The sequence below is a fragment of the Catenulispora pinistramenti genome, assembly GCF_018274385.1.
GTDB lineage: Bacteria > Actinomycetota > Actinomycetes > Streptomycetales > Catenulisporaceae > Catenulispora > Catenulispora pinistramenti.
In genome coordinates this window covers 1-3,664 of sequence record NZ_JAAFYZ010000416.1, presented here as the reverse complement: position 1 = coordinate 3,664, position 3,664 = coordinate 1, and the positions used below count along the sequence as shown (strand labels likewise).

General features: G+C 68.9%; 3 protein-coding genes. 1 reads left to right on the top strand and 2 read right to left on the bottom strand.

What is annotated here, in order from left to right:
- Positions 1-378: 378 nt before the first annotated feature.
- Positions 379-1,473 carry a glycoside hydrolase family 172 protein gene (locus tag KGQ19_RS47950; protein WP_212022226.1) on the bottom strand — a complete coding sequence of 365 codons (1,095 nt, stop codon included), beginning with the start codon at positions 1,471-1,473 and terminating at the stop codon, positions 379-381.
- A gap of 149 nt (positions 1,474-1,622) precedes the next feature.
- On the opposite strand from KGQ19_RS47950, the gene KGQ19_RS47945 reads away from it, so the two are divergent.
- Positions 1,623-2,558, top strand: a complete 936-nt coding sequence (locus KGQ19_RS47945) for a hypothetical protein (RefSeq protein WP_212022225.1) — start codon at positions 1,623-1,625, stop codon at positions 2,556-2,558.
- 155 nt (positions 2,559-2,713) lie between these two features.
- Here KGQ19_RS47945 and KGQ19_RS47940 read toward each other — a convergent pair whose 3' ends face one another.
- On the bottom strand, positions 2,714-3,472 hold the full coding sequence (locus KGQ19_RS47940; protein WP_212022224.1) for a G1 family glutamic endopeptidase: 759 nt from the start codon (positions 3,470-3,472) through the stop codon (positions 2,714-2,716).
- Positions 3,473-3,664: the final 192 nt, after the last annotated feature.

The following is a 3,664-nucleotide window of genomic DNA, read 5'->3' as shown; positions in this document are numbered from 1 at the left end:
TCCCTGAGGTTGCCGAGGCCCGCCGGAGGCCCGGCCCTTCACCACAGCCCTTGACCTTGCACTGGCTTACTGGAGTTGAAGAGGCCTGAGGTGAGGCGGGGTTGTGAACGCGAAAACCGGCAGCCGACAAACACACCCACCACCCCGAACCCCGAACCGGCACAACTATGACCGAAGGCCGTAAAAAGCATTTAAAACCCACAGCCCAGCCGCAACCCGGCCCACAAACTCCAGACCCCAGCAAACTCCACCCGCCAACGGATCCCACCCGCCGACCGGCACGTCTCGAACCACATCGCGAACCACGTCGCGAACCACGCCGCGAACTCCCGCCCGAGCAAAGCGCGAACTCCCAGGCAAACATTGCCCGACACGGCCCTAGATGACCTCCAACTCATCCGCGGTGGGACTGTCGCCGAACGGCGCGTGCGGCTCCGTCTGATACCACCACGCCGTGGACGCGACATCGTCCTGGAGCTTCAGGTATCGCATCCGGCCCGCGTACACGTTGCGCCAGCCGAGGGCCTGGATCGTGACCCGCAGTTTCGTCCGGAAGCGGATCGGGTCCGGGATGTGCCAGCGATACATGCCGAAACGCTGCTGGGTGCGGCCGAAGCCGTCCGGCCGGAGCACCTGCGGCAGGCCGAGATAAGGGGTCGAATACTCGGCGTAGGTGCCCCTGGGATGCTCGAAGCACCAGGCGCCGCCGAAGTAGTCCTCGGTGCCGGTGCCGCAGATCGTCGGGTAGTCGGTGTCGTCGTCGAGGTGGAACTTGATCTCGCCCTCGCCCCACCAGCCGTTGTTGTTCGAGCCCCAGGCCAGGTAGGTGCCGACGTAGTGGCCCTGGCCGACGACGCCGTCCAGCAGGGTGTGCACGCCGTCGGCGACCGGGTTGCCGCGGCGCCATTGCGCGTGCAGGTACGCGGCGTCCTCGGGGACGTCGGTCAGCGTATACGTGACCTGATAGTAGAATCCCCCGGTCTCCTCGCCGCTCAGGTTCTCCACGGTGATCCGGGCCGAGCGCCGGAACGGCATCTGCCAGTAGGAGTTGAGCCCGCCGGCCGGGTTCACCGCGATCGGGATCGAGGACACCTGGCTGAACTCGTTCCACCCGCTACAGAAGAAGTCCCCGAGCGGCACCTCGATGGACGGATCCTCCTCGCCGTCCCAATAGAAGCGCAGCAGCAGCATCCGCCAGAACTTCGGGGGCACGGTGATCCAGATGTGCTGGATCGCGCCGGGCCCGGTGACGTCGGCGATGGTGAAGACGCCGCGCGCCGGCAGCAGGACGGCCGGCGCGATCTTCCAGCCGGTACCCAGGCCCTCGGCGGCGGCCGCACCGAGCCCCTCGGTCGCCCGCGCGCCGCCGCCGACCGCCCCGGTGGGGTTCTCCGCGCTGATCGATCGGGTCTGTGCCGACGAGAGCCGGCTGAGATTGCCCAGGTGGGAGTCGAGACCGTCGAATCCGCTCATGATGTTCAATGTACTGAGAAAACACTCACGCTGACAGGTGACCCGGTGCCCGGGCCCGGGTTTCGACCGCACGGCACGACGGAATGACCGTCCTGACATGGGGGTGGATCAGCGCCCGTGAGGAGGCCTCGTTCTCATGGTTCCGTCCCGTGGCGGCTGATCCGATCGGGCCCGGCGATCTGCCCCGGCTGCTGGCCTCCGGCCCGTTCGCGGCGGCGCTGCGGGCCGCGATCGCCGGCAGCGGCCTGAGTCTGGACCGGATCCAGTACCGGCTGCGCCAGCACGGAGCGCCGGTCAGTCTGGCCACCCTCAGCAGTTGGCAATCGGGGCGGCGTCAGCCGGAACGGGCCGCGTCGATGGCCGCGCTGAACCGGCTGGAGCAGATCGTCGGCGTGCCGCCCGGCGCACTTGCCGCGCTGGTCGGTCCGCACCGGGCACGCGGGCGTCAGGTCTACAACCAGGCCCCGGATCTGGTGGAGGTGTACCGGGACTGGGATCCGATCGCCGGGCTGCTCAGCGAATTCGACACCGGCTCGGACGACTCGCTGGTCCGCCTCTCCCAGTACGAGCGCCTGAGAATCGGCCCGGATCGGCGGTTCCGCGAGCTCTACTCCCGGGCGCTGGTCCGGGCCGCGACCAACGATGTGCGGTCCTCGATCGTGATCGACCAGGCGACCGACGGCAGCGCCCCGGTGATCCACCCGCTGCGCGGCTGCACCCTCGGGGCCGTCCGCTCGAAGCCGGAGGCCGGCTTGACCATAGCCGAGCTCCGGTTGCCGCGACCGCTGCAACGCGGGGAACTCCTGGTCATGGAATACGTCGTCGAATTCACCCCGCCGTATCCGCAGGACTGCGACACCAGCCGCCGAATGCGGCTGCCGGTGCGGGAATACGTGATCGACGTCGAGTTCACCCGGCCGGCGTTGCCCGCGCGGTGTGTGCAGTTCACGGCCGCCCGCACGGATGACACCGTCCAGACCGAGCGCGTCCTGGCGCTGGACGACGGGGATCGGGCCTGCGCGATGAGCGTCGACCTGGACCCGTGCGTCATCGGCGTCCGATGGGAGTGGCCCGGGCCGCCGTGATGGTGCGGCGGCCCGGGCACCGGCCGGAGGGGCGCCGGCCGGGGGCGACCGGTGGCAACCCACTTGCAACCGGCCTGGGGAAATGGCCTATGGGAGCGGCCGACGGGGACCGGCGGGAGTGGCACCAGCCGGGAGGCGCGTCGGCCGCCGCCGGGTCAGGACTGCAGCCAGCTGAGCGTGAAGCTGCCGCCGGACAAAGGAGAGTTCTGCGTCAGCGGCGTGTCACCGCGCTCGATGTCGGTGGAGTTGGGCGTGCCGGCGTCGGACAGCGGCTGGCCGTTGGCGGTCAGGTTGTTGAAGGTGATCGAGCCGAAGGGGGCCACCGGCTGGATGCCGTCGCCCAGGTCCTCCACGATCGCCTCGGCCGAGGAGAGCTGGTCGTCGCCGGTCTCGTTGAACGTCTTGGACCAGCCCTGGGTCGTGTCGCTCTCGGTCAGCGTCCACGCGCTGCCGCTGACCGACACCGAGGCGGTGATCTGGTCGCCGGCGTTGACCGTCTCGGTGAAGTAGTCCGAGTCCGCGGGATACATCTCCACCCACGGGTAGTAGCCGGCCTGGCCGCCCTGGCAGTCCTGGTCGAAGCCGATCTGCTCGACGGTGCTGGAGTTGAAGCCGTCGATGCCGATCCACGGCGAGACCGAGCTGTCCGGGGTCGAGGAGCAGTCCAGCGTCGGCACCGTCCACGAGCCGCTGATCGAGGTGAACTGGGTGCCGGTGTCGGCGTAGCCGCCCCAGATCTGGTCGGCGTGCCGGGCGTGGTTGAACACGTGGTTGTAGTGCGGGAAGCTGGCCGGGGACTTGGTGTGGGCGCCGGTGGTGGTGGCGGCGGCCGGGCCGGCAAGGGCCGCGGCGAGCACCAAGGAGGAGCCGGCGGCCAGAGCGGCGAGCCCGGCCCGGTATCCGGATATTCGCATGGTTTTCCCTTCGCGTGGGGGTGGTGGGAAGCCATCGCAGGAGGCTTACACAGGAGAGTGGCCGAATACCCGGTGGCGGGGAACCAAGACTTGGTAAAACGCATGATGTCGGCCCGTTGACGTTTTCACACTTAGGCTTCCGTCAGACGTCACACTCGCCGGGCACAATCGGCCCATGACAATGGCCGCGAG

Coding starts and splice junctions, on each gene's coding strand:
- KGQ19_RS47940 (WP_212022224.1), bottom strand. CDS start 3,472: ATGCGAATATCCGGATACCGGGCCGGGCTCGCCGCTCTGGCCGCCGGC.
- KGQ19_RS47950 (WP_212022226.1), bottom strand. CDS start 1,473: ATGAGCGGATTCGACGGTCTCGACTCCCACCTGGGCAATCTCAGCCGG.